Source organism: Burkholderia sp. BCC1998, assembly GCF_905339875.1.
Lineage (GTDB): Bacteria > Pseudomonadota > Gammaproteobacteria > Burkholderiales > Burkholderiaceae > Burkholderia.
The window spans coordinates 166,869-191,083 of sequence record NZ_CAJPHE010000011.1; the positions used below are offsets into that span (position 1 = coordinate 166,869).

A 24,215-nucleotide genomic window follows, 5' to 3' on the forward strand; every position below is an offset into this window, starting at 1 on the left:
GGCATGACGACACTTGGCGCACTCGTGATCCTGTATCACCCGAGCGACGCGCAGCTCGCGGCGCTCGGCGCGTGGCGGCACGCGTGCGACGCGCTGCTGGTCGTCGACAACACGCCGCAGCCCGATGCGCGCGCTCGCGACGTGTGCGCGCGCGACGGCATCGCGCTGCTGCATCACGGCAATCGCGGCGGCATCGCGGGCGCCTACAACGCGGGGCTCGCGACGCTGTTTCGCGACGACGTCGACGCGGTCGCGCTGTTCGACCAGGATTCATCGGTGCCGGCCGGTTACTTCGCGACGATGCGCGACGCCTGCACGGGGCTCGCGGGGCGCGCGTTCCTGGCCGGCCCGCGCATCTTCGACGAGAACGCGCGCAGCTTCCTGCCCGAACTCGCGACCGACGGGATCGCGTTGCGCCGGCTGCGTCTCGCGCCCGACGCGCCGCCGCAGCGCTGCGCGTTCCTGATCTCGTCGGGCTGCGTCGTGTCGCGCGCCGCGTTCGACGTGCTCGGCCGCTTCGACGAGACGCTGTTCATCGATCACGTCGATACCGAGTACAGCTTCCGCGCGCTTGCGCGCAACGTGCCGCTCTACGTCGTGCCGTCGCTGGTGCTGCCGCACCGGATCGGCGCGAAGCAGCGGCACGCGTTCGGCCCTTTCGAAATGACGTCGATGAATCACTCGTGGCAACGGCGCTACTACAGCGCGCGCAATGCGGTGCAGCTCGGGATGCAGTACGGGTTGCGCTTTCCGGTGGCGATCGTGCCGAACCTGCTGACCGTGTGGCAGGTCGTGCAGATCGCGCTCGTCGAGCGCGACAAGCGCGCCAAGCTCGCGGGCATCGCGTTCGGCATCGCCGACGGCCTGTTCGGGCGGCTCGGTCCGCTCGAGCGCACGCGGCCGCGTCTCGCCGCACGCGCGCGGCGCGTCCAGCAGGGGTGAGGGCGGCGATGGAACGCATCATGAAAGCGGCGCGAGCTGCTCGGCCGGCGCGGCGCGGGCAGGGCGGCTGGGCGATCGTCGCGGCCGCCGCGCTGCTGGCGCTGGGCGGCTGCGTGCCGTCGGGGTTCCTGCCGTCGCTGTCGCTGCGCGCACCGGCCGGCGACGCGCTCGCTCGCACCGCGGGGCCCGGCGCGGATGGCGCATGGCCCGCGCCCGACTGGGTGAAGCAGCTGCAGGATCCGCAGCTCGACGAACTGGTCGTGGAGGCATCGCAGAACAATCCGGATCTGCAGGTCGCGCAGGCGCGGCTGCGGATCGCGCAGTCGCAGCTTCAGCAGTTCGATTCGCTGACGGGCTTGACCGGCACGGCCGGCGCGACGGTCAGCCGCGCGCGGATGCCGAAGCCGGGCGACATCGCCGACGTGACGGCGGGCGGTTATCGCGTGCCGGTCGAGATCTTCGGCGATCCGGTCGTGTCGCCGTCGTCGGTGTTCGTCGGGCTGAACTACCAGCTCGACCTGTGGGGCAAGAACCGCGCGGCGACGAAGAGCCTGATGTCGCTGCGCGACGCGGCCGGTGTCGAGGCCGAGCAGGTGCGGCTCACGCTCGCGATCGCGATCGTCACCGTGTATTGCCAGCTCGATGAGGCGTACGCGGTGCGCGACCTGCTGCAGCAGAAGCTGAAGATCAGCCAGCGCGTGACGGCCGTGCTGCGCGAGCGCACCGCGCGCGGCCTCGACAACGCGTACGACGCGAGCGACGCGTCGATCAAGCGCAGTCGCCTGCTCGCACAGATCGCGCTGAACGACGAACAGATCAAGCTCGCGCAATTGCAGCTGGGCGTGCTGTCCGGCCGCGGGCCGGAGCGCGGGCTCGCGTTGCAGCGGCCGCGCGTCGGCGCGTTCCCCGGCGGCGCGCTGCCCGCGCGGCTGCCGGCCGATCTGCTCGGCCGCCGGCCCGACATCGTCGCCGCGCGGCTGCGCGTCGAAGCCGCGTTCGCGAATGCCGATTCGACGCGCGCGCAGTTCTATCCGGACGTGAACCTCGTCGCGCTCGGCGGCGTGTTCGCGCTGACGCCCGCGTCGCTGTTCTCGCGCGATTCGCTCGCCGGCTCCGTCGGCCCGGCGATCTCGCTGCCGGTGTTCGATCGCGGCCGGCTGAAGGCGAAGCTCGGCGCGGACGTCGCGCAGGCCGACGTCGCGATCGGGCTGTACAACAAGACCGTCGACGACGCGCTCGGGCAGGTCGCGCAAATCGTCACGTCGCTGCAGACCGCGCAGACGCTCGTCGTGCAGCAGCAGGATGCCGTCGCCGCCGCGCAGAAGATCGTGCAGATCGCGGCCGATCGCCATCGGCGCGGCGTGTTGATGCAGAAGGATGTCGATGTCGCGGACCTCACGCTGATCGACGAGCGTGCGCAGCTGATCGCGCTGCTCGGGCGGCAGCGGACGCTGCGCGTCGGGCTGGTCGGTGCGCTCGGCGGCGGGTTCGATGCGAGCGCAACGACTGCGGGTGCGGCGATGCCCGTGGCGCGTACCGCGCAAGGCGCGCGGACGAAACGCGGCGCGACGGCGAACGCCGCTGCCCGCGGTAGCTCGGCGGACAGCAGCGCGCAAGCGCGGCGCGCGGCCGTGGCAGGTAGCGGCGCCGCGCCGCGTGCCGCGCGGATCGATCCGCCGGCGGTGTCGGTCGCGCCGCGTAGTCTGGCTGCCGATGCCGTGAGTATGAGTACCAGCGCGAACACGAGCACCAGCGCAAATACCAGCACGAACACGAACACGAACACGAACACGAACACGAACACGAACACGAACACGAGCACGAACACGAGCACGAACACGAGCACGAGCACGAGCACGAGCACGAGCACGAGCACGAGCGTCGGCGTCGGCTCGCGCCACGCGCCCCCCACCGTCGCCGCCGACACGCGCGCGTCCGCGCTCCCCCTGTTCCAGCATGACCGCCTGATCGTTACGCAAAGCGACTGATGCACCACGACAACCTTCACACCGCGGCGCGGCCGGCCGCCCTGAACGACCCGGCACTCGACGCGCGTCGCGCGACGCGTCGCACGCGTTTCATGTTGTTCTTCGCGGTCGTTGCGCTCGCCGCGCTCGTCTGGATCGCGTTCTGGCTGCTACGCGACCGCTATTACGAGGATACGGACGACGCGTACGTCGCCGGCAGCATCGTGCAGGTCGCCGCACAGATTCCGGGCGCCGTGACCGACGTGCTGGTCGCCGATACGCAGCCCGTGCGCGCCGGGCAGACGCTCGTGCGGCTCGACGATACGGAAGCGTCCGTCGCGTTCGCGCAGGCGAAGGCGCAACTCGCGCAGGCCGTGCGGCAGGTCGCGAACGCGAAGATCTCGAACACGATGTACGTGGCAGCCGTGAACGCGCGCCAGGCAGACCTGTCGCTCGCGCAGCGCGCGCTTGCCGCGCGTTCGGGCGCGTCGGTCGAGATCGTCGCGCCGGAGGAGCTGGCGCGCGCCCGCGCGGCCGTCGCCGGCGCCCAGGCGAACCTCGCGGCCGCGCAGGCGCAGCTCGACGCCGCACGCGCGCTCGGCAGCAAGCTGCCGGTCGACGAGAGCCCGGCCGTCGTGCAGGCCGCCGCGCAGTTCAAGCTCGCATACCGGAACCTGAAGCGCACGACGATCGTCGCGCCGGTCGACGGCACGGTCGGCCAGCGTTCGGTGCAGGCGGGCCAGCAGGTCGGGCCCGGCGTGCCGCTGATGTCGATCGTGCAGCTGAACCGGCTGTGGATCGAGGCGAATTTCAAGGAAGGGCAGATCCGCCACATGCGCGTCGGCCAGCCGGTCGACGTGGTGTCGGACCTGTACGGGTCGCGCGTCGTCTATCGCGGCCGCGTGCAGGGCTTCTCGGCCGGCACCGGCAGCGCGTTCTCGATGCTGCCGTCGCAGAACGCGGCCGGCAACTGGATCAAGGTCGTGCAGCGCGTGCCGGTCGTGATCGCGCTCGATCCAAGCGATCTGGCCGCGCATCCGCTGCGGGTCGGGCTGTCGATGCGCGCGACGGTCGATACGCGTAACCGCGACGGCCATGCGCTCGACAGCGAACCGCCGACGCCGGCCGTCAGCACGCGCGTGCACGACGGTGTCGCAAGCGACGCGGAAGCGGCTGCTGCCGCGATCGTCCGCGAGAATCAGGGCGGGTGACAGGCGGCGGGCCGGGGTGAGCGGCCGGTGCATCCGACCGGCGCGTCAGACCAACGCGCCCGAATAGGGCACCCGATCGGCGCCCCCGGATCAAGGCCCCGGATCAAGGCCCCGATCAAGGCCCCCGATCAAGGCTCCGATCAAGGCCCCCGATCAAGGCTCCGATCAAGGCCCCGATCAAGGCCCCGATCGAGGCCCCGATCAAGGCCCCCGACCAACGCACGGATTGCGGGTCGTTCGCGCCGATCGGCGGCTCCGGCGGCCTCGCGGCCTGCATCTCCTGCAGCCCCCACCCCGAACCCCTTTTCCGGCCCGACTTTCGCATTTCCGCCACCGATGTCGGCACCGATCAAACGCGTGTCGCGTTTGAGACATCGACGCCCCCACCTCCGGGACTACTCTCGAACAGCACGTTGCGTAGCACCGCATCTGCCGGCGCACAGCAGCGCCATCCAACGAGACATGGAGACAATACGATGAGCAGCAATCGAGGTGTCGTCTATCTTGGGCCGGGCAAGGTCGAAGTTCAGAAGATCGATTATCCGAAGATGGTCGATCCGACCGGCCGCGCGATCGGCCACGGCGTGATCCTGAAAGTGGTCAGCACGAACATCTGCGGTTCCGACCAGCACATGGTGCGCGGCCGCACGACCGCGCCGATCGGCCTCGTGCTCGGTCACGAGATCACGGGCGAAGTGGTCGAGGTGGGCCGCGACGTCGAGACGCTGAAGATCGGCGATCTCGTGTCGGTGCCCTTCAACGTCGCGTGCGGCCGCTGCGCGATGTGCAAGGACACGCATACGGGCGTGTGCCTGAACGTGAATCCGTCGCGAGCCGGCGGCGCATACGGCTACGTCGACATGGGCGGCTGGATCGGCGGCCAGGCCGAGTACGTGCTCGTGCCGTACGCCGACTTCAACCTGCTGAAATTCCCGGACCGCGACCAGGCAATGGCGAAGATCCGCGACCTGACCTGCCTGTCCGACATTCTGCCGACCGGTTATCACGGCGCGGTGAGCGCGGGCGTGAAGCCGGGCTCGACGGTCTACATCGCGGGCGCGGGCCCGGTCGGGATGGCGGCGGCCGCATCGGCACGCCTGCTCGGCGCGGCGGTCACGATCGTCGGCGACATGAACGCGGAACGCCTCGCGCACGCGCGGGCGATGGGCTTCGAGACGGTCGACCTGTCGAAGGACGCGTCGCTCGGCGAGCAGATCGAGCAGATCCTCGGCGTGCCGGAGATCGACTGCGCGGTCGACTGCGTCGGCTTCGAGGCGCACGGCCACGGTTCGTCGGGCCATTCGGAGGAAGCGCCCGCGACGGTGCTGAACTCGCTGATGGAAATCACGCGTCCGGCCGGCGCGATCGGCATTCCGGGCCTGTACGTGACGGACGATCCGGGCGCGAAGGACAAGGCCGCGCAGCACGGCAGCCTGAGCATCCGCTTCGGCCTCGGCTGGGCGAAGTCGCATTCGTTCTTCACGGGCCAGACGCCGGTGCTGAAGTACAACCGCAACCTGATGCAGGCCATCCTGTTCGACCGTCTGCCGATCGCGAAGATCGTCAACGTCGAGGTGATCTCGCTCGATCAGGCGCCGGAAGGCTACAAGAAGTTCGACGGCGGCGCGCCGCGTAAATTCGTGATCGATCCGCACGGCTTGCTGGCGGCCTGACGCACGAACGGGCGGAACATGAAACGGGCGGCACCGGAATCGGTGCCGCCCGTTTTTGCTGTGGGCGGGCGCTGCCGGCGCAGGCGAACCCTGATCGCTGCGGCCCGCGATTGCTGCGATACGGCGTGCGGCACGAGACCGATCGCCGCGGCCAACCGGCTGCCGAACGCCGACACGAACGGCCGGACGCTCGCCGGCTTGCGCGTCGAGTCGTATGCGGCGATCCCGTACGACAGCATCGCGGCCGCGATCGCGCCGAATTCCGGCGCGCCCGGCGCTCAGTGCGCACGATAGACCATGGCCACTTGGGTCGCGCTTGCCGTCGCGCGCCGACCGTGGCGCGTATGCAGGCTCACGCGGCGGATCGCGTGCGCGTGTCGCGTCGCCGTAGCGCCGCCTTTCCAGTTGACGACGCGCGTACCGCTGCGCGCGCGCACCGCCGGTGCGTGCCGCGCGACCGTGGTTGCCGTGCGTCCGGTCATGTGTCGGCTCGTGCCGGCATAGCCTGCTCGATCGGTTGCGTCCAGCCGGTCGGCGGCGGCAAGCCGGTCGGTGTCGAGCGCCGGGTGGTCGGCCGGATGAAATGCATAGACGGGCGCGGGCACGACCGGCAACGTCTGCGCGTCGGCCGCATGCAGACTGGCGTCGTTTGCCGCTGGCGCCGGCGCGCCCTGGCCGCGGCAGACCGGGTCGGCCTTGCACGTCCGGTCGAACGTCACATAGCCGCCGACCAGCAGCACGAGGGTCAGGATGCTCAGCAGCGGCGCGCTCGACGCGCTCGGCCGCCGGATCGCCGCGCTGCGCACCGCGGCGCCGATGCGCGACGACCATGTCGGGACGGGGAGCGCGTCGTGCGGAGGAGCGGCCTGCGCTTCGTCGCTCCGGTTGCTCGGGTCGCTCGATTCGCTCGATTCCCTCGATTCGCGCAGCGGCGCGAACGGCCAGTCCCCCAGTCCGCAGACGGGGCATTGCTCGGTGGCGCGGAATGCCATGAAGCCGCATTGCCGGCAGCGCTGGCTGACGGCATCGCGCGGCTCGGCGCGCAGGTTCAGTGCGCCGCGCAACGTGTCGCGCGTGCGGACTTTCCGGATGGGCAGGACTTGCATGGTCGTTGCTACCTCGTCTGTCGTTGCCGCCGCGCGAGCGTCCCGAGGGTCTGCATCGCGTCCTCGACGGCAGGGGTCCACGGCCGGCCGTAGTTCAGCCGGACGTAGCGGTGAAAGGCGCCCGTCATGGAAAAAATCGGCCCGGGCGCGAGGCTGACGCCGTTTTTCATCGCGTCGCCGAACAACCGCATCGCATCCACGTGCGGCGGCAATTCGATCCACAGGAAATACCCGCCGCGCGGGGCATGCACCGCCGTGTCGGGCGGGAAGTACGCGCGGACGGCCGCCAGCATCTGTGCCTGGTGCGCCGCCAGGTTGCGGCGGAGCCTGCGAAGGAAGCGGTCGTACGCGCCGTTGAGCAGGTAGCGGGATACAGCCATCTGCGCGGGCACGTCGGCCGCCGGCGCGCTCGCGTTCTTCACCTGCCTGATCTGCTTCACGTAGCGTCCGGCCGCGACCCAGCCGACCCGGAAACCGGGGGCGAGGCACTTCGAGAACGAACCGCAATGCAGCACCAGCCCGCTTTCGTCGTACAGCTTCGCGGGCCGCGTGGGCGTCGGGCCGAAGTGCAGTTCGCCGAACACGTCGTCCTCGATCAGCGGCACGCGGTGCGACGCGAGCAGGTCGATCAGCGCGCGCTTGCGCTCGTCGGGCAGCGTCGCGCCGGTCGGGTTGTGGAACGAGGTCATGAACCAGCAGGCGCGCACCGGATGCGTGTCGAGCGCGTCGGCGAGCGCATCGAGATCGAGGCCGGTGCGCGGATCCACCGGAATTTCGATGGCCTTCAGATGCAGCCGCCGCACGGCCTGCAGTACCGCGTGGTAGGCCGGACGTTCGATCGCGACGATGTCGCCGGGGCGCGTGAGCGCCTGCAGGCTCAGCGTCAGCGCTTCGGCCGCGCCGGTCGTGATGACGATCTCTTCCATCGGCAATGACGCGCCCGCGTTCAGGTAGCGCAGTGCGATCTGGCGGCGCAGCGCTTCATGGCCGGGCGGCAGTCCGGCCAGTAGTTTCGCGCGGTCCATGTTGCGGGCCGCCGCCGCCGCATACCGCCACAGGCTGCTCATCGGAAACAGCGAATAGCTCGCGAATGCGGAACCCAGCGGCACGATGTCGTCGAATTTGAGCGAGTCGAGCAAGCGGAACAGCACATCGTTGTCGCCGGCCTGCGGCGCAGTCGGTTTGCGCGGGGTGTCGTGACCCGCGCGCACGCGCTTGTCATCCAGGTTCGCAACGAAATATCCGGAGCGCGCACGCGCGGTGATCAGGCCCTCGCTTTCGAGCTTGTAGTACGCGCGAAACACGGTGGATGGACTTACACGGTAAGCGCGGCACGCTGCGCGCACGGTCGGGATACGCGCGCCGGGCCCGAGGTCGCCACGCCGGATCGCGTCGCCAATCGTCTGAGCCAGCGCCGCATAACGCTTCATGCCTGCCCTCCGGCCGATCGCGGCCGTCGTGAAAAAAGAGTAGCACGGCCTCCGCCGCGTTCAATCCCGCCCTCAAACGCTGATGCGCCTGTCGCTGATCCGGTTGTTTTCGACTCACTTTGAGCCTTTTCTTCAGACGAGCGAGCAGGCATTCTGCGCAAGTTTCATTCCCGATGCGTGATCGATACCGAGTTCGCGCCCTCCGATGGCGGACCCGTGAACCCCGTGCACCGTGTGCGGGACCCGGGCCGCTCCGTCCCTACCTTTCCCGGAAGCAATCAGCGTGAAATCGAAGTTCCTCGCTGCGGGCCTCGTGGCCGGCATCGCTCTCAACCTGTCCAGTGGTGCCGCCGAAGCGGCCTGCATCAGCAATCCTCCGACTCAATCCAACGCGTCGTTTCCCGCGGCGCTGACCGGCAAGCTCGTCTATCACAGCTACGTCAACTACGGCGACGGCACGAGCCAGCTGTTCCTGTACGATTTTTCGGCCCATACGCTCACGCAGCTGAGCAAGAGCAGCTGGGGCATCACCGATCCGATGAACGGCGTGTTCAGCCCCGACGGCAAGTGGCTCGCGTTCATGGGCATCAGCAACGGCGCATGGAACGTGTTCATGCTGCAGCTCGGCGCCGGCACGCCGCCCGTGAACCTGACGAACAGCACCGGCGCGACGCGCAACGAAGATCCGAAATTCAGCGCCGACGGCAAGACGCTCGTGTTCAAGCAGAACGGCGACGTGAAGCAGGGCACGCTGTCGTACACGAGCGCGGGCCCGGTGTTCACGTCGGTCGTGAGCCTGACGAACGCACCGGCCGGCGCCGAATACTCGATGCCGTTCCTCGCGCCGGACGCGAGCGCCGTCTACTACGCGACGGGCACCGGCTCGAACATGGGGCTGATGAAGCGCACGATCGCGACCGGCGCGACCGCCACGTTCGATCATCCGGCCGGTCTGCAGACCTACTATCCGATCGTGCGCGGCGACGGCATGGTGTTCTATGCACGCTGGAAGGATAGCGGCGGCGCGGACCAGATCTACACGAAGACCGCGGACCCGGCATCGACGCCGAACGCGCTGCCGATCAACGACTGCGTGAGCAACAACTCGGATCCGGCGCCGGTGACCGGCACGAACTACGTGTTCTTCTCGTCGACGACGGCGGGCGGCTACCAGCTCTACGTCGGCGACGTGACGACCGGCCAGCGCTGGAGCCTGTCGCAGTTCGGCGTGAACGCGGACACGACCAAGGCGAAGCTCGGCTCGAGCTACTACGGCGGCCCGGCCGCCGCGCAGCCGACGCTGCTGTCGCAAGGGCGGCCGGCTGCCGCGTCGGCGAGCTACAACACATCGCTGACGGCGGACAAGGCGTTCGACGGCAACACGACCAGCACGCGCTGGGATTCGCCGGAAGGCGCGGGCGTCGATCCGCAATGGATCTCCGTCGATCTCGGCGCGGTGAAGAAGATCAGCAGCGTCGATCTCTACTGGGACGCGGGCGCGCTCGTGTACCAGATCCAGACGTCGAACGACAACGCGAACTGGACGACGGTCTACTCGACGAACAACGGCGTGTCGTACGGTCACGTCACGTTGCCGAACCTGAATGCGCAGGGGCGTTACGTGCGGATGCTCGGTACGAAGCGGGCGACGCAGTGGGGGTACTCGCTCGACGAAATGCAGGTGTGGGGATCGTAAGCACCAGCAAAAAGCGGCCTTCGAGGCCGCTTTTTTTTATCGCGCGACTCGTGCGTCACGCATGAATCACATGCGCCGGAAACGCCGGCGCGGATGCCGCCGCGCCCTGCGCGAGCGGCGCGACCTGCTTGCGGCGTTCGCGCGTCGGCGCGACGCCGAACGCATCGCGATAGCTCTTGCTGAAGTGGCACGCCGACTGGAAGCCGCACGCCATCGTGATGTGCATGATCGACATGTCGGTCTGCAGCAGCAGCTCGCGTGCGCGGCGCAGCCGCAGCGTCAGGTAATAGTGCGTGGGCGTCATCCCGAGGTGTTCGCGGAACAGGCGCTGCAGCTGCCGCTGCGACATGTTCGCGAGCCGCGCGAGCTCCTCGCGCGACAGCGGTTCCTCGATGTTGTTCTCCATCAGCGAAATCACTTCGAACAGCGACTTGTTCGCCGAGCCGAGCCGCGCGACGAGCGGCATTCGCTGTTGCGCGCTCGTGTCGCGCACGTGTTCGACGATGAACTGCTCGGCGATCTGCGTGACGCGCGGCGTGCCTATCCGCGCGGCGATCAGGTTCAGCATCATGTCGAGCGGCGCGACGCCGCCCGTGCACGTGATGCGATCGCGGTCGACCACGAACAGTTCCTTCAGGAAGCGCGTGTCCGGAAACTCTTCCTTCAGCGCCGACATGTTTTCCCAGTGGATCGCGCACGCGTAGCCCGCGAGCAGCCCCGACTTCGCGAGCGCATAGGTGCCCGTGCACAGGCTGCCGAGCGGAATGCCCGAACGCGCGAAGCGGCGCAGCGTCGACAGATGGGCGGGCGTGGTCGCGCGCTGCACGTCGACGCCGCCGCACACGAATACGATATCCGGCTGCCCGACGCACTCGGCCGGGCCCGTGTCGACCGTGAGGCCATTGCTCGCCGTGACCGGGCCGCCGTCCGGGCTGATGATCGACCAGCGGTAGAGCGGCTGGCCGCTCAGGTAGTTCGCCATCCGAAGCACCTCGATCGCATTGGTGAACGCGATCATCGTGAAGTTCGGTAAAGGCATGAACGCGAAGTGGGACAGCGACGCTGTGCGGTCGGGCGACATGGGGAGCGTTCCTTGAATCTCTAATAGCTTTTAGCCCGAGGCACGGATCGGGCTGCCGTATTGTGGGAGCGAGCGCAACAACCGTGCCATACGGCTAAACCCTAGCTCCATACGTTGTATGGGCGCGGGGCGGATGCTGCACTGCACCGTAAGCGGGCCGCGCTGCACCCGGGAAGCACAGCACAGGCACCGGCGAAGTGCCTGTCCATCGGTGAATCGCGAATTCACTGCACACGCCGGCTTGCCTGGTCATCCCAAAAAGCACGACCGGTCACTTGTACAAAACGGACGCGCATGGCGGAAAAGGTAAAGAACGCGTCTAAATTCATCAATCCGTCGAAAATCCGAACGACAAGAATAGAGCCGTCGGCAGCCTTGCACTGGATGCGCTGGAAACCCAGGTACGGCGGGCCTCGAGCTTCGGTTTCACGCCCTTTATTCTTCGTCACGGACGCACTATGTCGAACACCCAGCCTTTCTTCTCGCAGCCCCTCGCCGAGCGCGACGCGCCGGTGCGCAGCGCCATCCTGAAGGAGCTCGAGCGCCAGCAGTCGCAGGTCGAGCTGATCGCGTCGGAAAACATCGTGTCGCGCGCGGTGCTGGAGGCCCAGGGTTCGGTGCTGACCAACAAGTATGCGGAAGGCTATCCGGGCAAGCGTTACTACGGCGGCTGCGAGTTCGCGGACGAGGTGGAGGCGCTGGCGATCGAGCGCGTGAAGCAGATCTTCAACGCCGGCTATGCGAACGTGCAGCCGCACTCGGGCGCGCAGGCGAACGGTTCGGTGATGCTCGCGCTCGCGAAGCCGGGCGACACGGTGCTCGGCATGTCGCTGGACGCCGGCGGCCACCTGACGCACGGCGCGAAGCCGGCGCTGTCGGGCAAGTGGTTCAACGCCGTGCAGTACGGCGTGAACCGCGACACGATGCGGATCGACTACGACCAGGTCGAGGCACTCGCGCACGAGCACAAGCCGAGCCTGATCATCGCCGGCTTCTCGGCATATCCGCGCGCGCTGGACTTCGCCCGCTTCCGTGCGATCGCCGACAGCGTCGGCGCGAAGCTGATGGTCGACATGGCGCACATCGCGGGCGTGATCGCCGCCGGCCGCCATGCGAATCCGGTCGAGCACGCGCACGTCGTCACGTCGACCACGCACAAGACGCTGCGCGGCCCGCGCGGCGGCTTCGTGCTGACCAACGACGAAGAGATCGCGAAGAAGATCAACTCGGCCGTGTTCCCCGGCCTGCAGGGCGGCCCGCTGATGCACGTGATCGCCGGCAAGGCCGTCGCGTTCGGCGAAGTGCTGCATGCGGACTTCAAGACCTACATCGACAACGTGCTCGCGAACGCGCAGGCCCTCGGCGAAGTGCTGAAGGCGGGCGGCGTCGACCTCGTCACCGGCGGCACCGACAACCACCTGCTGCTGGTCGACCTGCGCCCGAAGGGCCTGAAGGGCGCGCCGGTCGAGCAGGCGCTTGAGCGCGCGGGCATCACCTGCAACAAGAACGGCATTCCGTTCGACACCGAGAAGCCGACCGTCACGTCGGGCATCCGTCTCGGCACGCCGGCCGGCACGACGCGCGGCTTCGGCGTCGCGGAGTTCCGCGAAGTCGGCCGCCTGATTCTCGAGGTGTTCGACGCGCTGCGCGCGAACCCCGAAGGCGACCACGCGACCGAACAGCGCGTGCGCCGCGAGATTTTCGCGCTTTGCGAGCGCTTCCCGATTTACTGATCGACGACCCCACATACAGCAGAGACTGGAGCGAGAGGCAGATATGAGCACGCTGCATCAGGACAGCATCATCATCGACGGACTGAACATCTCGAAGTTCGAGAAGCCGGTGTTCGAGGACATGCGCAAGGGCGGCATCACGGCCGCGAACTGCACGGTATCGGTGTGGGAGAACTTCACCAAGACCGTCGACAACATCGGCGTGATGAAGCAGAAGATCCGCGAGAACGGCGAACTGCTGACGCTGGTGCGCACGACCGACGACATCTTCCGCGCGAAGAAGGAAGGCAAGACGGGGATCATCCTCGGCTTCCAGAACGCGCATGCGTTCGAGGACAACCTCGGCTACATCGAGGCGTTCGCCGACATGGGCGTGCGCGTCGTGCAGCTCTGCTACAACACGCAGAACCTGGTCGGCACCGGCTGCTACGAGCGCGACGGCGGCCTGTCGGACTTCGGCCGCGAAGTGATCACCGAAATGAACCGCGTCGGCATCATGGTCGACCTGTCGCATGTGGGCGGCAACACGTCGTCGGAAGCGATCGCGTTCTCGAAGAAGCCGGTGTGCTACTCGCACTGCCTGCCGTCGGGCCTGAAGGAACATCCGCGCAACAAGAGCGACGCGCAGTTGAAGGAAATCGCCGACGCCGGCGGCTTCGTCGGCGTGACGATGTTCGCGCCGTTCCTGAAGCGCGGCATCGAGGCGAACATCGACGACTACATCGAGGCGATCGACTACGTCGTGAACCTGATCGGCGAAGACGCGGTCGGCATCGGCACGGACTTCACGCAGGATTTCGCGAAGGAATTCTTCGACATGCTGACGCATGACAAGGGCCGCTATCGCCAGCTGACGAACTTCGGCAAGGTGATCAACCCGGACGGCATCCGCACGATCGGCGAATTCCCGAACCTGACCGCGGCGATGGAACGCCACGGCTGGAAGGAGTCGCGCATCCGCAAGATCATGGGCGAGAACTGGGTGCGCGTGTTCAAGGACGTGTGGGGCGCGTAAGCGTCCGCCGAGCCGAACCGCCACCCGCGATTCAACACTAGAACAATCGGGACGTGCCGGCGCCTGTCGCGCGGGCACGCGGACGATGTCGTGCCTGCGCCTGAGCCGCGCGGCCAATTTTCCTCACGGAGTCACCACGATGCAACCGCAACTGCCGATCAACGTCGATCCCGATACCGGCGTCTGGACCACCGACGCGCTGCCGATGCTGTACGTGCCGCGCCACTTCTTCACGAACAACCACGTCGCCGTCGAGGAAGCGCTCGGCGTCGAGGCGTATGCCGAGATCCTCTACAAGGCCGGCTACAAGTCCGCGTATCACTGGTGCGACAAGGAAGCGAAGCTGCACGGCCTCACCGGCATGGCGGTGTTCGAGCACTACCTGAAGCGCCTGTCGCAACGCGGCTGGGGCCTGTTCTCGATCATCGAGGCCGATCCGGCCAGCGCACGCGCGAAGATCGAGCTGCGCCACTCGTCGTTCGTGCTCCAGCAGCCGGGCAAGGAAGGCAAGCTCTGCTACATGTTCGCGGGCTGGTTCGCCGGCGCGATGGACTGGGTCAACGACACGACGCCGGAAGGCAAGGGCGCGCCGCGCGCGCAGTCGAAGGAAGTGCAGTGTGCGGCCGAGCACCACGATCACTGCGTCTTCGAAGTGTCGCCGATCGCGCACTGACGCGCCGACCCCACGACACAGCAACAAACAACACCCGCAACACGAGACATTCGAACGCCAGAGGTCGCCTGCGATGCGTTATCCCCACCTGTTCAAACCCATGCAGCTGAACCAGCTGACGCTGCGCAACCGGATCGTCAGCACCGCGCACGCGGAGGTGTATGCCGAGCCGGGCGGCCTGCCGGGCGACCGCTACATCCGCTACTACGAAGAGAAGGCGAAGGGTGGCGTCGGCCTCGCGATCTGCGGCGGCTCGAGCCCCGTGTCGATCGACAGCCCGCAGGGCTGGTGGAAGTCGGTGAACCTGTCGAACGACAAGATCATCGACCCGCTCACGCGTCTCGCCGACACGATGCACAAGCACGGCGCGAAGATCATGATCCAGGCGACGCACATGGGCCGCCGCTCGTCGTTCCACGGCGAGCACTGGCCGCACCTGATGTCGCCGTCGGGCGTGCGCGAGCCGGTGCACCGCGGTAACGCGAAGATCATCGAGATCGAGGAAATCCGCCGCATCATCGGCGACTTCGCGGCCGCCGCGAAGCGCGTGAAGGCAGCCGGCATGGACGGCATCGAAATCTCCGCCGCGCACCAGCACCTGATCGACCAGTTCTGGAGCAAGCGTTCGAACCACCGCACCGACGAATGGGGCGGCAGCCTCGAGAACCGTCTGCGCTTCGGCATCGAAGTGCTGACGGCCGTGCGCGAAGCGGTCGGCAAGGACTTCTGCGTCGGCCTGCGGATGTGCGGCGACGAATTCCACGAGGACGGTCTCGATCACGAAGCGCTGAAGGAAATCGCGCAGGCGATGTCGGAGACGGGCCTGATCGACTACCTGAGCGTGGTCGGCTCGGGCGGCGACACGCACAACACGATCGCGAACTGCATGCCGCCGATGGCGCTGCCGCCGGAGCCGTTCGTGCACCTCGCGGCCGGCATCAAGTCGGTGGTGAAGATTCCCGTGATGCACGCACAGAGCATTCGCGACGCGGGCCAGGCCGAGCGCCTGCTCGCGAACGGCATGATCGACCTGGTCGGCATGACGCGCGCGCAGATCGCCGATCCGCACATGGTGATCAAGATCCGCGACGGCCGCGAGGACGAAATCAAGCAGTGCGTCGGCGCGAACTACTGCATCGACCGCCAGTACAACGGCCTCGACGTGCTGTGCATCCAGAACGCCGCGACGTCGCGCGAAGCGACGATGCCGCACATCATCGAGAAGTCGCGCGGCCCGAAGCGCAAGGTGGTGGTGGTCGGCGCGGGCCCCGCGGGGCTCGAGGCCGCACGCGTCGCGAAGCTGCGCGGCCACGACGTCGTGCTGTTCGAGAAGAACGCCGAAGTCGGCGGCCAGGTGATGATCGCCGCGAAGGCGCCGCAGCGCGAACAGATGTCGGGGATCATCCGCTGGTTCGACATGGAAACCAAGCGTCTCGGCGTCGACCGGCGCCTCGGCGTCGCCGCCGACGAGAAGATGATCATGGCCGAGAAGCCGGACATCGTCGTGCTCGCGACCGGCGGTTCGAGCTTCACGTGGCAGGTGCCGGCGTGGGGCGTGGCCGAAGGTCTCGCGGTCAGCTCGTGGGACATCCTGACCGGCAAGGTCGAGCCGAAGCAGAACGTGCTGCTGTTCGACGGCGTGAGCACGCATGCGGGCGCCGGCGTGGCCGACTTCATGGCGAGCCGCGGCTCGAAGGTCGAGGTCGTGACGCCCGACGTGAAGGTGGCCGACGATTGCGGCGGCACGACGTTCCCGATCTTCTATCGCCGCCTGTATGCGCTCGGCGTGATCCCGACGCCGAACACGATGCTCGATCGCGTGTACGAGGAAGACGGCAAGATCATCGCCGTGCTGCGCAACGAATACACCGAGGAGCTGGAAGAGCGCGCGGTCGACCAGGTCGTGATCGAGAACGGTTCGTCGCCGAACGACGAGCTGTACTGGAAGCTCAAGCCGGAGTCGGTGAACCGCGGCCAGATCGATCCGCACACGCTGTTCGCGGCCGAGCCGCAGCCGTGCCTGTCGGAAGAACTGGGCAACGGCCGCTTCCTGCTGTTCCGTGTCGGCGACTGCATCTCGATGCACAACGTCCACGGTGCGATCTACGACTCGCTGCGCCTCGTCAAGGATTTCTAAAAAATGAATCCGGCTTTCCTCATTACCGCACTGCTGTGGCTGTCGGTGGCGGGGCTCGCGTTCGCGGTCGCGAAGCGCTCGTCCTACTGGCGTCTCGGGCGCGCGACGGCGCCCGGCTCGTTCGGCATCGCGAACCTGTTCACGATCCCGAAGCGCTACTTCGTCGACCTGCACCACGTGGTCGCCCGCGATCCGTACATCGCGAAGACCCACGTCGCGACCGCCGGCGGCGCGATCGCCGCGCTCGCGCTGGTGTTCGTCAACTACGGCCTCGCGATCTACTCGCCGTGGCTCGACAAGCTGATCTTCCTCGCGGCGCTCGCGATGCTCGTCGGCGTGGTGTTCGTCTGGCGCCGCCGCGCGGCGAAGGACGTGCCGGCGCGCCTGTCGCGCGGCCCGTGGAACGCGCTGCCCTGGCTGCTCGGCTCGTTCGCGCTCGGCCTCGTGCTGTTCATGGTCGTGCCGACCGGCGCGATGTCGGGTGCGTTCGCGGTGCTCTGCGCGCTGCTGATCGGCGCCGGCGCCTTCACGATGACCGTCGGCGCCGCGAAGGGCGGCCCGATGAAGCACGCGATCGCCGGCTTGCTGCACCTCGCGTTCCACCCGCGCCAGGAGCGTTTCGCGGCCACCCGTGAATCGTTCACGGGCAACGGCACGGCCACGCCGCCGACCGCGCTGAAGCTGCCGGACATCGAGCACGAAGAGTACGGCGTCGCGAAGCCGGTCGAATTCCGCTGGAACCAGCTGCTGAGCTTCGATGCGTGCGTGCAGTGCGGCAAGTGCGAAGCCGCGTGCCCCGCGTTCGCATCGGGCCAGCCGCTGAACCCGAAGAAACTGATCCAGGATCTCGTCGTCGGGATGGCGGGCGGCACCGATGCCGCGTACGCCGGCAGCCCGACGCCGGGCCTCGCGGTCGGCCAGCATCGCGGCGAGCCGAACGGCCCGATCGTGTCGGGCCTGATCGAGGAGCAGACGCTGTGGTCGTGCACCACCTGCCGCGCATGCGTGCAGGAGTGCCCGATGCTGATCGAGCACGTCGACGCGATCGTCGACATGCGCCGCAACCGCACGCTGGTGCACGGCACGGTGCCGGGCAAGGGCCAGGAAGTGCTCGCGAACCTGCGCGAGACCGGCACGATGGGCGGCTACGACGCGGCTGCGCGCTACGACTGGTCGGTCGACCTGAACGCGCCGGTCGCGCAACCGGGCAAGCCGGTCGACGTGCTGTTCGTCGCGGGTGAAGGCGCGTTCGACATGCGTTACCAGCGCACGCTGCGCGCGTTCGTCAAGGTGCTGAACAAGGCGGGCGTCGACTACGCGGTGCTCGGCGGGACCGAGACCGACACCGGCGACGTCGCACGCCGCCTCGGCGACGAAGCGACCTTCCAGCAGATGGCGAAGCGCCTGATCGGCACGCTCGGCTCGCTGTCGTACAAGCAGATCGTGACGGCCGACCCGCACGTGATGCACAGCCTGCGCAACGAATACCGCGCGCTCGGGCTGCGCGTGACGGTCAAGCATCACACGACCTACCTCGCGGAGCTGGCCGACAGCGGCAAGATCGCGCCGAAGGCGGTCGAGTCGCTGCGCGAGAAGCGCACCACGTATCACGACCCGTGCTATCTCGGCCGCTACAACGGCGAGACGGAATCGCCGCGCAAGCTGCTGAAGACGATCGGCATCCAGGTCGTCGAGATGGAGCGCAACGGCATGCGCGGGCGCTGCTGCGGCGGTGGCGGCGGTGCGCCGCTGACCGACATCCCGGGCAAGCAGCGTATTCCTGACATCCGCATCGCCGACGCGCGCGCGATCGGCGCGGACGTGGTCGCGGTCGGTTGCCCGAACTGCACGGCGATGCTCGAAGGCGTCGTGGGCCCGCGCCCCGATGTGCTCGACGTGGCCGAACTCGTTGCCGCCTCGCTGGAGTGAATCGATGAACACGATCAAACGAATCGATCCGCGCCGGCCGTTCATCATCACGGCCGCGGGCCTGAAGCGCATCACGCTCGGCGAGGAAGGCAGCGCCGACGCGAGCGCCGCGCAGTGGTCCGCGCACGGCCACGGCGCCGCGGCCGCGAAGCCGCGCCGCGCGGTGCAGGACCCGAAGCACGTGATGCTGGTGGTGGCGCACGCCGAGCGCGGCGCGCTCGACGATCATGCGCGGCAGGCGATCGCCGCCGCCGCGGTGCTCGCCGACGCGCAGACGGAAGTCGCGCTGCTGGCATTCGGTGAACTGAAGGATGACGCCGCCGAACTCGGCGTCGACAAGCTGATCGAGCTGGCCGACTTCGACCGTCGCGCGTTTGCGCCCGAAAGCGAATTGCAAGCCTTGCAGGCATGCGCCGCGGCGCTCGCGCCGAAGCACGTGTTCGTGCCCGACAACGCGACCGGCGACGGCGACCTCGGCCGGCGGTACGCGGCGGCCGCCGGCGCGAGCGTCGCGACCCACGTGGTCGAGATCGACGCGAAGCATGTCGGCGCGTATGCGCAGGCCGGCCGCGCGTTCGCGACGCGCGGGCTGCCCGACGTGATCCTGCTCGCGCAGAACGCGGTCGAGGCGAAACTGCCGTTCGTCGGCGCCGGCGAGCGCCTGGCCGCCGACTTCATCCGCCCGGCCGGAGACGCGGCGCAGCCGTACCGCGATCTCGGTCTCGAGGAAATCGACGCGGCGCAGGTCGCGCTGGAGGAAGCCGACTTCATCGTGTCGGCCGGCAACGGCGTGTCCGACATCGGCGCGTTCGAGCAACTGGCCGGCGCGTTCGGCGCGGCGATCGGCGCGAGCCGCGTCGCGGTCGACAACGGTCACTTCACGCGCGACAAGCAGGTGGGCGCGACCGGCAAGACGGTCGAGGCGAGCGTGTACATCGCGTTCGGCATCTCGGGCGCGGTGCAGCACTTGCAGGGGATCAAGGACTGCCGTCACGTGATCGCGGTGAACCTCGACGGCAGCGCGCCGATCGCGAAGCGCGCGAACCTGACGGTGGTGGGCGACGCGCAGGCGACGATCGCCGCGCTGATCGAACAGGTGCAGGCCGCGCGCGCGTCGCGCGGACAATCGCCGGCCGCGGTCGGCTCGCGTGAAACCGAAGGAGTCGCAGCATGAACGCCCCCCGCCAGTTGCAACGCATCGCGGTGCTCGTGTCCGTCGGCCGGCACCCCGTCAGCGGCACCGCGCGCTACAGCCGCAACGACGCGGCCGCGCTCGAGGTTGGCCGCCAGCTCGCGGAGCGGCATCGCGCGCAGCTCGACGTGATCCATGCGGGCGATCCCGCGAATGAAGCGCTTGCTGAATACCTCGCGCTCGGCGCACGGCAGGTCGAGGTGCTGGCCTGCCACGACGGCGACGATGCCGCGCATGCGCTCGCCGCACGCGTCGAAGGCTACGACCTCGTGCTGACCGGCACGCGCGCCGAGGGCGCGTACGACACCGGGATGCTGCCGTATCGCGTCGCCGCGGCGCTCGGCTATCCGCTCGTCGGCTCGGCCGTCGACGTGACGGTCGACGGCGGCCGCGCGGCGGTCCGGCAATTCTTGCCGAAAGGGCTGCGGCGGCGCGTCGACGCGGCGCTGCCGGCCGTCGTCGCGGTCCATCCGCTCGCCAACGTGGCGCCGCGCTACGCGTATGCGCGGCTGCGCGCCGGCGCGATCCGCCCGGCACTCACGTCGACCGGCGCGGACGCCGATGCGGCGGCCTGGAAGGTCGGCCCGATCGAGCGTAAACCCGTAAAGCTGGTCGCCGCCGAGAAGCGCTCGGGGCATGCCCGGATGCTGTCCGCGACCACGACCGAAAGCCGCGGCGGCAACGTCGTAAATGAAGGGAGTTCAGTCGAAAAAGCACAAGTGATCCTCGCGTATTTGCGCGAGCATCAGCTCATCGACTACTGATTTTGATGCCTGTCGGCAACCACACTGGGACGCAAGGAATCCGGAGCAAACGATGAAAGTATCGGCAGACATTCGTGCACTGATCGAGCGACGCAAGGAAGGTTACAGCCTCGAGGCGCCGTTCTACACGAGCGAGGACATCTTCGCCCTCGACATGGAGGCGATTTTCCGCCAGCACTGGATCCAGGTCGCGGTCGAACCGGACATTCCCGAGCCGGGCGACTACGTGACCGTGGAACTGGGCAGCGACTCGATCCTGATCGTGCGCGACGACGACATGGAAATCCGCGCGTTCCACAACGTGTGCCGCCACCGCGGCGCGCGCCTGTGCAACGAGGATAAGGGCTCGGTCGGCAACATCGTGTGCCCGTACCACAGCTGGACCTACAACCTGACCGGCCAGCTGATGTTCGCCGAGCACATGGGCGAGAAGTTCGACCGCTGCAAGCACAGCCTGAAGTCGGTGCACGTGCAGAACCTCGCGGGCCTGATCTTCATCTGCCTCGCCGAGGAGCCGCCGGTCGATTTCGCGCAGCTGCGCGCCCAGATGGAGCCGTATCTGCTGCCGCACGATCTGCCGAACACGAAGATCGCCGCGCAGATCGACATCATCGAGGAAGGCAACTGGAAGCTCACGATGGAGAACAACCGCGAGTGCTATCACTGCGTCGCGAACCATCCCGAGCTGACGATCTCGCTGTACGAATACGGCTTCGGCTACCAGCGCTCCGACGCGAACGCCGAAGGCATGGACGCGTTCGCTGAAACCTGCGTGCGCCGCGGCAAGGAGTGGGCCGAGATGGGCCTGCCGTCCGCCGAAATCGAAAAGCTGCTCGACGTGACGGGCTTCCGCACGCAGCGCCTGCCGCTCGACCGCCACGGCGAATCGCAGACGCTCGACGCGAAGGTCGCATCGAAGAAGCTGCTCGGCCAGTTCGACCAGGCGGACCTCGGCGGCCTGTCGTTCTGGACGCAGCCGAACTCGTGGCATCACTTCATGAGCGATCACATCGTGACGTTCTCGGTGATTCCGCTGTCGGCCGGCAAGACGCTCGTGCGCACCAAGTGGCTCGTCCACAAGGATGCGAAGGAAGGCATCGACTACGACGTGAAGAACCTGACGGCCGTGTGGAACGCGACCAACGACCAGGATCGCGCGCTCGTCGAATTCTCGCAGCGCGGCGCGACCAGCAGCGCATACGAGCCGGGCCCGTATTCGCCGTACACGGAAGGTCTCGTCGAAAAATTCTCGGCCTGGTACATCGGCCGGCTCGCCGAAAAAATCGGCGCGTAGTACAGCAGACAGCAAGTGGAGCTACACATGATGCGAGATTCGGCCAATTTCGAGCCGGTGGACAGCCGGGTGACGCACCCGGCGTTCTGGAGCGCGCTGCCTGAGCGCTGGACGAGCGACGTCGAGGAAACGCTGGTGTGCTGCCACGTGCGTCAGGAAACCCACGACGTGAAGAGTTTCTTCTTCCGTTCGCCGCAAGGCCGTGCGTTTTCCTTCGAGCCGGGGCAGTTCATCACGCTCGAACTCGACATCGACGGCGAGACGATCAACCGGTGCTACACGATCTCGTCGTCGCCCGCGCGGCCGCACACGATCTCGATCACGGTGAAGCGCGTGCCGGGCGGCAAGGTGTCGAACTGGCTGCACGACAACCTGCAGCCGGGCGCGTCGGTTCGCGTGCTCGGCCCGGCCGGCGAATTCACGTGCGCGCGGCATCCGGCGCGCAAGTACCTGTTCCTGTCGGCCGGTTCGGGCGTCACGCCGCTGATGTCGATGAGCCGCGCGCATCATGATCTCGCCGAGGATCGCGACATCCTGTTCGTGCACAGCGCACGTACGCCGGACGACATCATCTTCGCGCGCGAGCTCGACCTGATCGCGTCGAACCATACGAATTTCCGCACGTCGTTCGTCGTCGAGCGCGTCGGTGCACGCACCAACTGGCCGGGCGTCACGGGCTTCCTGACGCTGCCGCTGCTGAAGCTGATCGCACCGGACTTCATGGAGCGCGAGATCTTCACGTGCGGCCCCGCGCCGTACATGAAGGCCGTGCGCGACCTGCTCGACGAAGCCGGCTTCGACCGCAAGCAGTATCACGAGGAAAGCTTCTCGTTCGAGACGCTCGCGCAGACCGCGAGCGACGAGGTGATCGCCGAACTCGCGCCGGCGGCCAACGACGGCGACGTCGCGACGAAGCAGTACACGGTCAGCTTCGCGAAGAGCAATCGCGAGATTGCGTGCGGCTCGGAGCAGCACGTGCTCGACGCGGCGCGCCAGTCCGGCGTGCGGCTGCCGGCGTCGTGCACGCAGGGCATGTGCGGCACCTGCAAGGTGAAGCTCGTGTCGGGGCAGGTCGAGATGAAGCACAACGGCGGCATCCGCCAGCGCGAGATCGATCAGGGGATGGTGCTGCTGTGCTGCAGCAAGCCGCTGTCGGATCTCGTGATCGACAAGTAGTCGTATCGAGCCATCGCCGGTCCGGGCGCGTCGCGTCGCGTTGCGTCGCCTCCGGACAAGCATCCGTCGGAAAACAACGATACCGCGGATTTGTGGTTGAAGAACCTAGAGAGACAACGCGCACGGTGCGCATTTCAAGGAGATCGACCATGAAGTTGTTCGGAAAACTGCTGTGGACCGGCGCACTGTCGGCGATGGTGGCATTGAGCGCGTCGGCGCTCGCGGATACGAAGCCCACGCTGAAGATCGGTTACGTCGAAGGCTGGGACGACAGCGTGGCGACGTCGAACGTCGCGGCACGCGTGATCGAGAAGAAGCTCGGTTACCAGGTCCAGCTCGTGCCGGTGGCTGCCGGGATCATGTGGCAGGGCGTGGCGCGCGGCGACCTCGATGCGACGCTGTCCGCATGGCTGCCCGTCACGCACGGCTCCTACTGGGGCGAGTACAAGTCGAAGGTCGTCGATCTCGGCGCGAACTTTCCTGACGCCAAGATCGGCCTGATCGTCCCCGACTACGTGAAGGCGAAGAGCATCGAAGATCTGAATGCCGAGAAAAGCAGCTTCGGCGGCCGGATCGTCGGCATCGATGCGGGTGCGGGCGTGATGCGCAAGACCGACGAAGCGATCAAGAGCTACGGCCTCAGCTACACGCTGATGCCGAGTTCGGGCAGCGCGATGACGGCCGAGCTGTCGCGCTCCGTCGGCGCGAACAAGCCGGTGATCGTGACCGGCTGGGCGCCGCACTGGATGTTCGCGAAGTGGAAGCTGCGCTTCCTCGAGGATCCGAAGAAGGTGTTCGGCGGCGCGGAGCACGTCGACAGCGTCGCGAACCCGCAGCTCGAAACGAAGGCCAAGCCGGTCGTCGCGTTCCTGAAGAAGTTCCAGTGGAAGCCGGGCGAGATCGACAGCGTGATGCTCGCGATCCAGAACGGTTCGAAGCCGGAAGCGGCCGCCGATGCATGGATTGCCGCGCATGCTGACCGCGTGAATTCGTGGACTGAAGGCGCGCAGTAAGACCGCGGCGATTCGTCGCGCGAATCATCATAAATAAATACGCCGGGAATAGCATGCAGGAATCCGAAACAATCGTGAATTCATGCGGCCATATCCCGGCTTTCTTTTACTGATTCTGCAAAAAAGCCCATAAGTTGTTACACTACGGCCCTTGTGCGGAGTCATCTGCTTTGCATCGGACCA

Annotated in this window: 20 protein-coding genes; 15 read left to right on the forward strand and 5 right to left on the reverse strand. The window is 67.5% G+C overall.

Features of this window, described 5'->3' with window-relative positions; all coding sequences use genetic code 11:
* Positions 1-3 precede the first annotated feature (3 nt).
* The 4 genes from U5A56_RS20390 (at position 4) to fdhA (ending at position 5,793) form a co-directional block, all read left to right on the forward strand.
* The gene (locus U5A56_RS20390; RefSeq protein WP_321802246.1) at positions 4-942 is read left to right on the forward strand and encodes a glycosyltransferase family 2 protein; all 939 of its coding nucleotides are present in this window, start codon (positions 4-6) and stop codon (positions 940-942) included.
* A gap of 20 nt (positions 943-962) precedes the next feature.
* Positions 963-2,930, forward strand: coding sequence for an efflux transporter outer membrane subunit (locus tag U5A56_RS20395; protein ID WP_321924242.1), 1,968 nt, complete (start codon positions 963-965; stop codon positions 2,928-2,930).
* Positions 2,930-4,120 (forward strand): efflux RND transporter periplasmic adaptor subunit, encoded by a 1,191-nt coding sequence (locus U5A56_RS20400; protein WP_321924244.1) that lies wholly within the window; start codon positions 2,930-2,932, stop codon positions 4,118-4,120. The genes U5A56_RS20395 and U5A56_RS20400 overlap by 1 nt, the downstream gene beginning before the upstream one ends.
* Positions 4,121-4,596: 476 nt before the next feature.
* On the forward strand, positions 4,597-5,793 hold the full coding sequence (gene fdhA / locus U5A56_RS20405) for a formaldehyde dehydrogenase, glutathione-independent (RefSeq protein ID WP_044844368.1): 1,197 nt from the start codon (positions 4,597-4,599) through the stop codon (positions 5,791-5,793).
* On the opposite strand, the gene U5A56_RS20410 is transcribed toward fdhA, so the two are convergent.
* Genes U5A56_RS20410 through U5A56_RS20420 form a run of 3 tightly spaced genes read right to left on the reverse strand, consistent with a single transcriptional unit; the run spans position 5,724 to position 8,329 of the window.
* Positions 5,724-6,032 (reverse strand): hypothetical protein, encoded by a 309-nt coding sequence (locus U5A56_RS20410; RefSeq protein WP_321924246.1) that lies wholly within the window; start codon positions 6,030-6,032, stop codon positions 5,724-5,726. The two genes, fdhA and U5A56_RS20410, sit on opposite strands and share 70 nt — an antisense overlap.
* A 39-nt stretch (positions 6,033-6,071) precedes the next feature.
* Positions 6,072-6,899: an ATP-dependent serine protease gene (locus tag U5A56_RS20415; protein ID WP_321924248.1), complete on the reverse strand. Its 828-nt coding sequence runs from the start codon at positions 6,897-6,899 to the stop codon at positions 6,072-6,074.
* Positions 6,900-6,907: 8 nt separating this feature from the next.
* Entirely contained in the window at positions 6,908-8,329 is a 1,422-nt protein-coding gene (locus tag U5A56_RS20420; protein ID WP_321924250.1) for a PLP-dependent aminotransferase family protein, read from the reverse strand.
* A gap of 283 nt (positions 8,330-8,612) precedes the next feature.
* Between U5A56_RS20420 and U5A56_RS20425 the strand changes: the two genes are divergently transcribed.
* Positions 8,613-10,025: a discoidin domain-containing protein gene (locus U5A56_RS20425; protein ID WP_044844365.1), complete on the forward strand. Its 1,413-nt coding sequence runs from the start codon at positions 8,613-8,615 to the stop codon at positions 10,023-10,025.
* Positions 10,026-10,080: 55 nt separating this feature from the next.
* Here the strand turns inward: U5A56_RS20425 and U5A56_RS20430 are convergent, their stop codons facing one another.
* Both U5A56_RS20430 and U5A56_RS20435 read right to left on the reverse strand, forming a co-directional pair.
* Entirely contained in the window at positions 10,081-11,106 is a 1,026-nt protein-coding gene (locus tag U5A56_RS20430; RefSeq protein ID WP_044844364.1) for a GlxA family transcriptional regulator, read from the reverse strand.
* A 224-nt stretch (positions 11,107-11,330) separates the two neighbouring features.
* Positions 11,331-11,555 carry a hypothetical protein gene (locus U5A56_RS20435; protein ID WP_082088477.1) on the reverse strand — a complete coding sequence of 75 codons (225 nt, stop codon included), beginning with the start codon at positions 11,553-11,555 and terminating at the stop codon, positions 11,331-11,333.
* Positions 11,556-11,564: 9 nt separating this feature from the next.
* Between U5A56_RS20435 and U5A56_RS20440 the strand changes: the two genes are divergently transcribed.
* From U5A56_RS20440 to U5A56_RS20485, 10 genes are all read left to right on the forward strand, one after another.
* Complete coding sequence (locus U5A56_RS20440; protein WP_044844363.1) at positions 11,565-12,839, forward strand: serine hydroxymethyltransferase; 1,275 nt, start codon at positions 11,565-11,567, stop codon at positions 12,837-12,839.
* Positions 12,840-12,882: 43 nt separating this feature from the next.
* Positions 12,883-13,854: a dipeptidase gene (locus U5A56_RS20445; RefSeq protein ID WP_044844362.1), complete on the forward strand. Its 972-nt coding sequence runs from the start codon at positions 12,883-12,885 to the stop codon at positions 13,852-13,854.
* A gap of 139 nt (positions 13,855-13,993) precedes the next feature.
* On the forward strand, positions 13,994-14,527 hold the full coding sequence (locus U5A56_RS20450) for a DUF5943 domain-containing protein (RefSeq protein ID WP_006488993.1): 534 nt from the start codon (positions 13,994-13,996) through the stop codon (positions 14,525-14,527).
* Positions 14,528-14,600: 73 nt separating this feature from the next.
* Positions 14,601-16,664, forward strand: a complete 2,064-nt coding sequence (locus U5A56_RS20455) for an NADH:flavin oxidoreductase (RefSeq protein ID WP_044844361.1) — start codon at positions 14,601-14,603, stop codon at positions 16,662-16,664.
* A gap of 3 nt (positions 16,665-16,667) precedes the next feature.
* Positions 16,668-18,593 (forward strand): (Fe-S)-binding protein, encoded by a 1,926-nt coding sequence (locus U5A56_RS20460; protein ID WP_321924253.1) that lies wholly within the window; start codon positions 16,668-16,670, stop codon positions 18,591-18,593.
* A 4-nt stretch (positions 18,594-18,597) separates the two neighbouring features.
* Entirely contained in the window at positions 18,598-19,767 is a 1,170-nt protein-coding gene (locus U5A56_RS20465) for an electron transfer flavoprotein subunit alpha/FixB family protein (RefSeq protein ID WP_124521487.1), read from the forward strand.
* On the forward strand, positions 19,764-20,549 hold the full coding sequence (locus U5A56_RS20470) for an electron transfer flavoprotein subunit beta/FixA family protein (protein WP_044844358.1): 786 nt from the start codon (positions 19,764-19,766) through the stop codon (positions 20,547-20,549). The genes U5A56_RS20465 and U5A56_RS20470 overlap by 4 nt, the downstream gene beginning before the upstream one ends.
* Positions 20,550-20,601: 52 nt before the next feature.
* Entirely contained in the window at positions 20,602-21,843 is a 1,242-nt protein-coding gene (locus U5A56_RS20475; protein WP_044844357.1) for an aromatic ring-hydroxylating oxygenase subunit alpha, read from the forward strand.
* Positions 21,844-21,870: 27 nt separating this feature from the next.
* Positions 21,871-23,019 carry a hybrid-cluster NAD(P)-dependent oxidoreductase gene (locus tag U5A56_RS20480; RefSeq protein WP_044844356.1) on the forward strand — a complete coding sequence of 383 codons (1,149 nt, stop codon included), beginning with the start codon at positions 21,871-21,873 and terminating at the stop codon, positions 23,017-23,019.
* A gap of 149 nt (positions 23,020-23,168) precedes the next feature.
* Positions 23,169-24,032 carry a glycine betaine ABC transporter substrate-binding protein gene (locus U5A56_RS20485; RefSeq protein ID WP_044844355.1) on the forward strand — a complete coding sequence of 288 codons (864 nt, stop codon included), beginning with the start codon at positions 23,169-23,171 and terminating at the stop codon, positions 24,030-24,032.
* Positions 24,033-24,215: the final 183 nt, after the last annotated feature.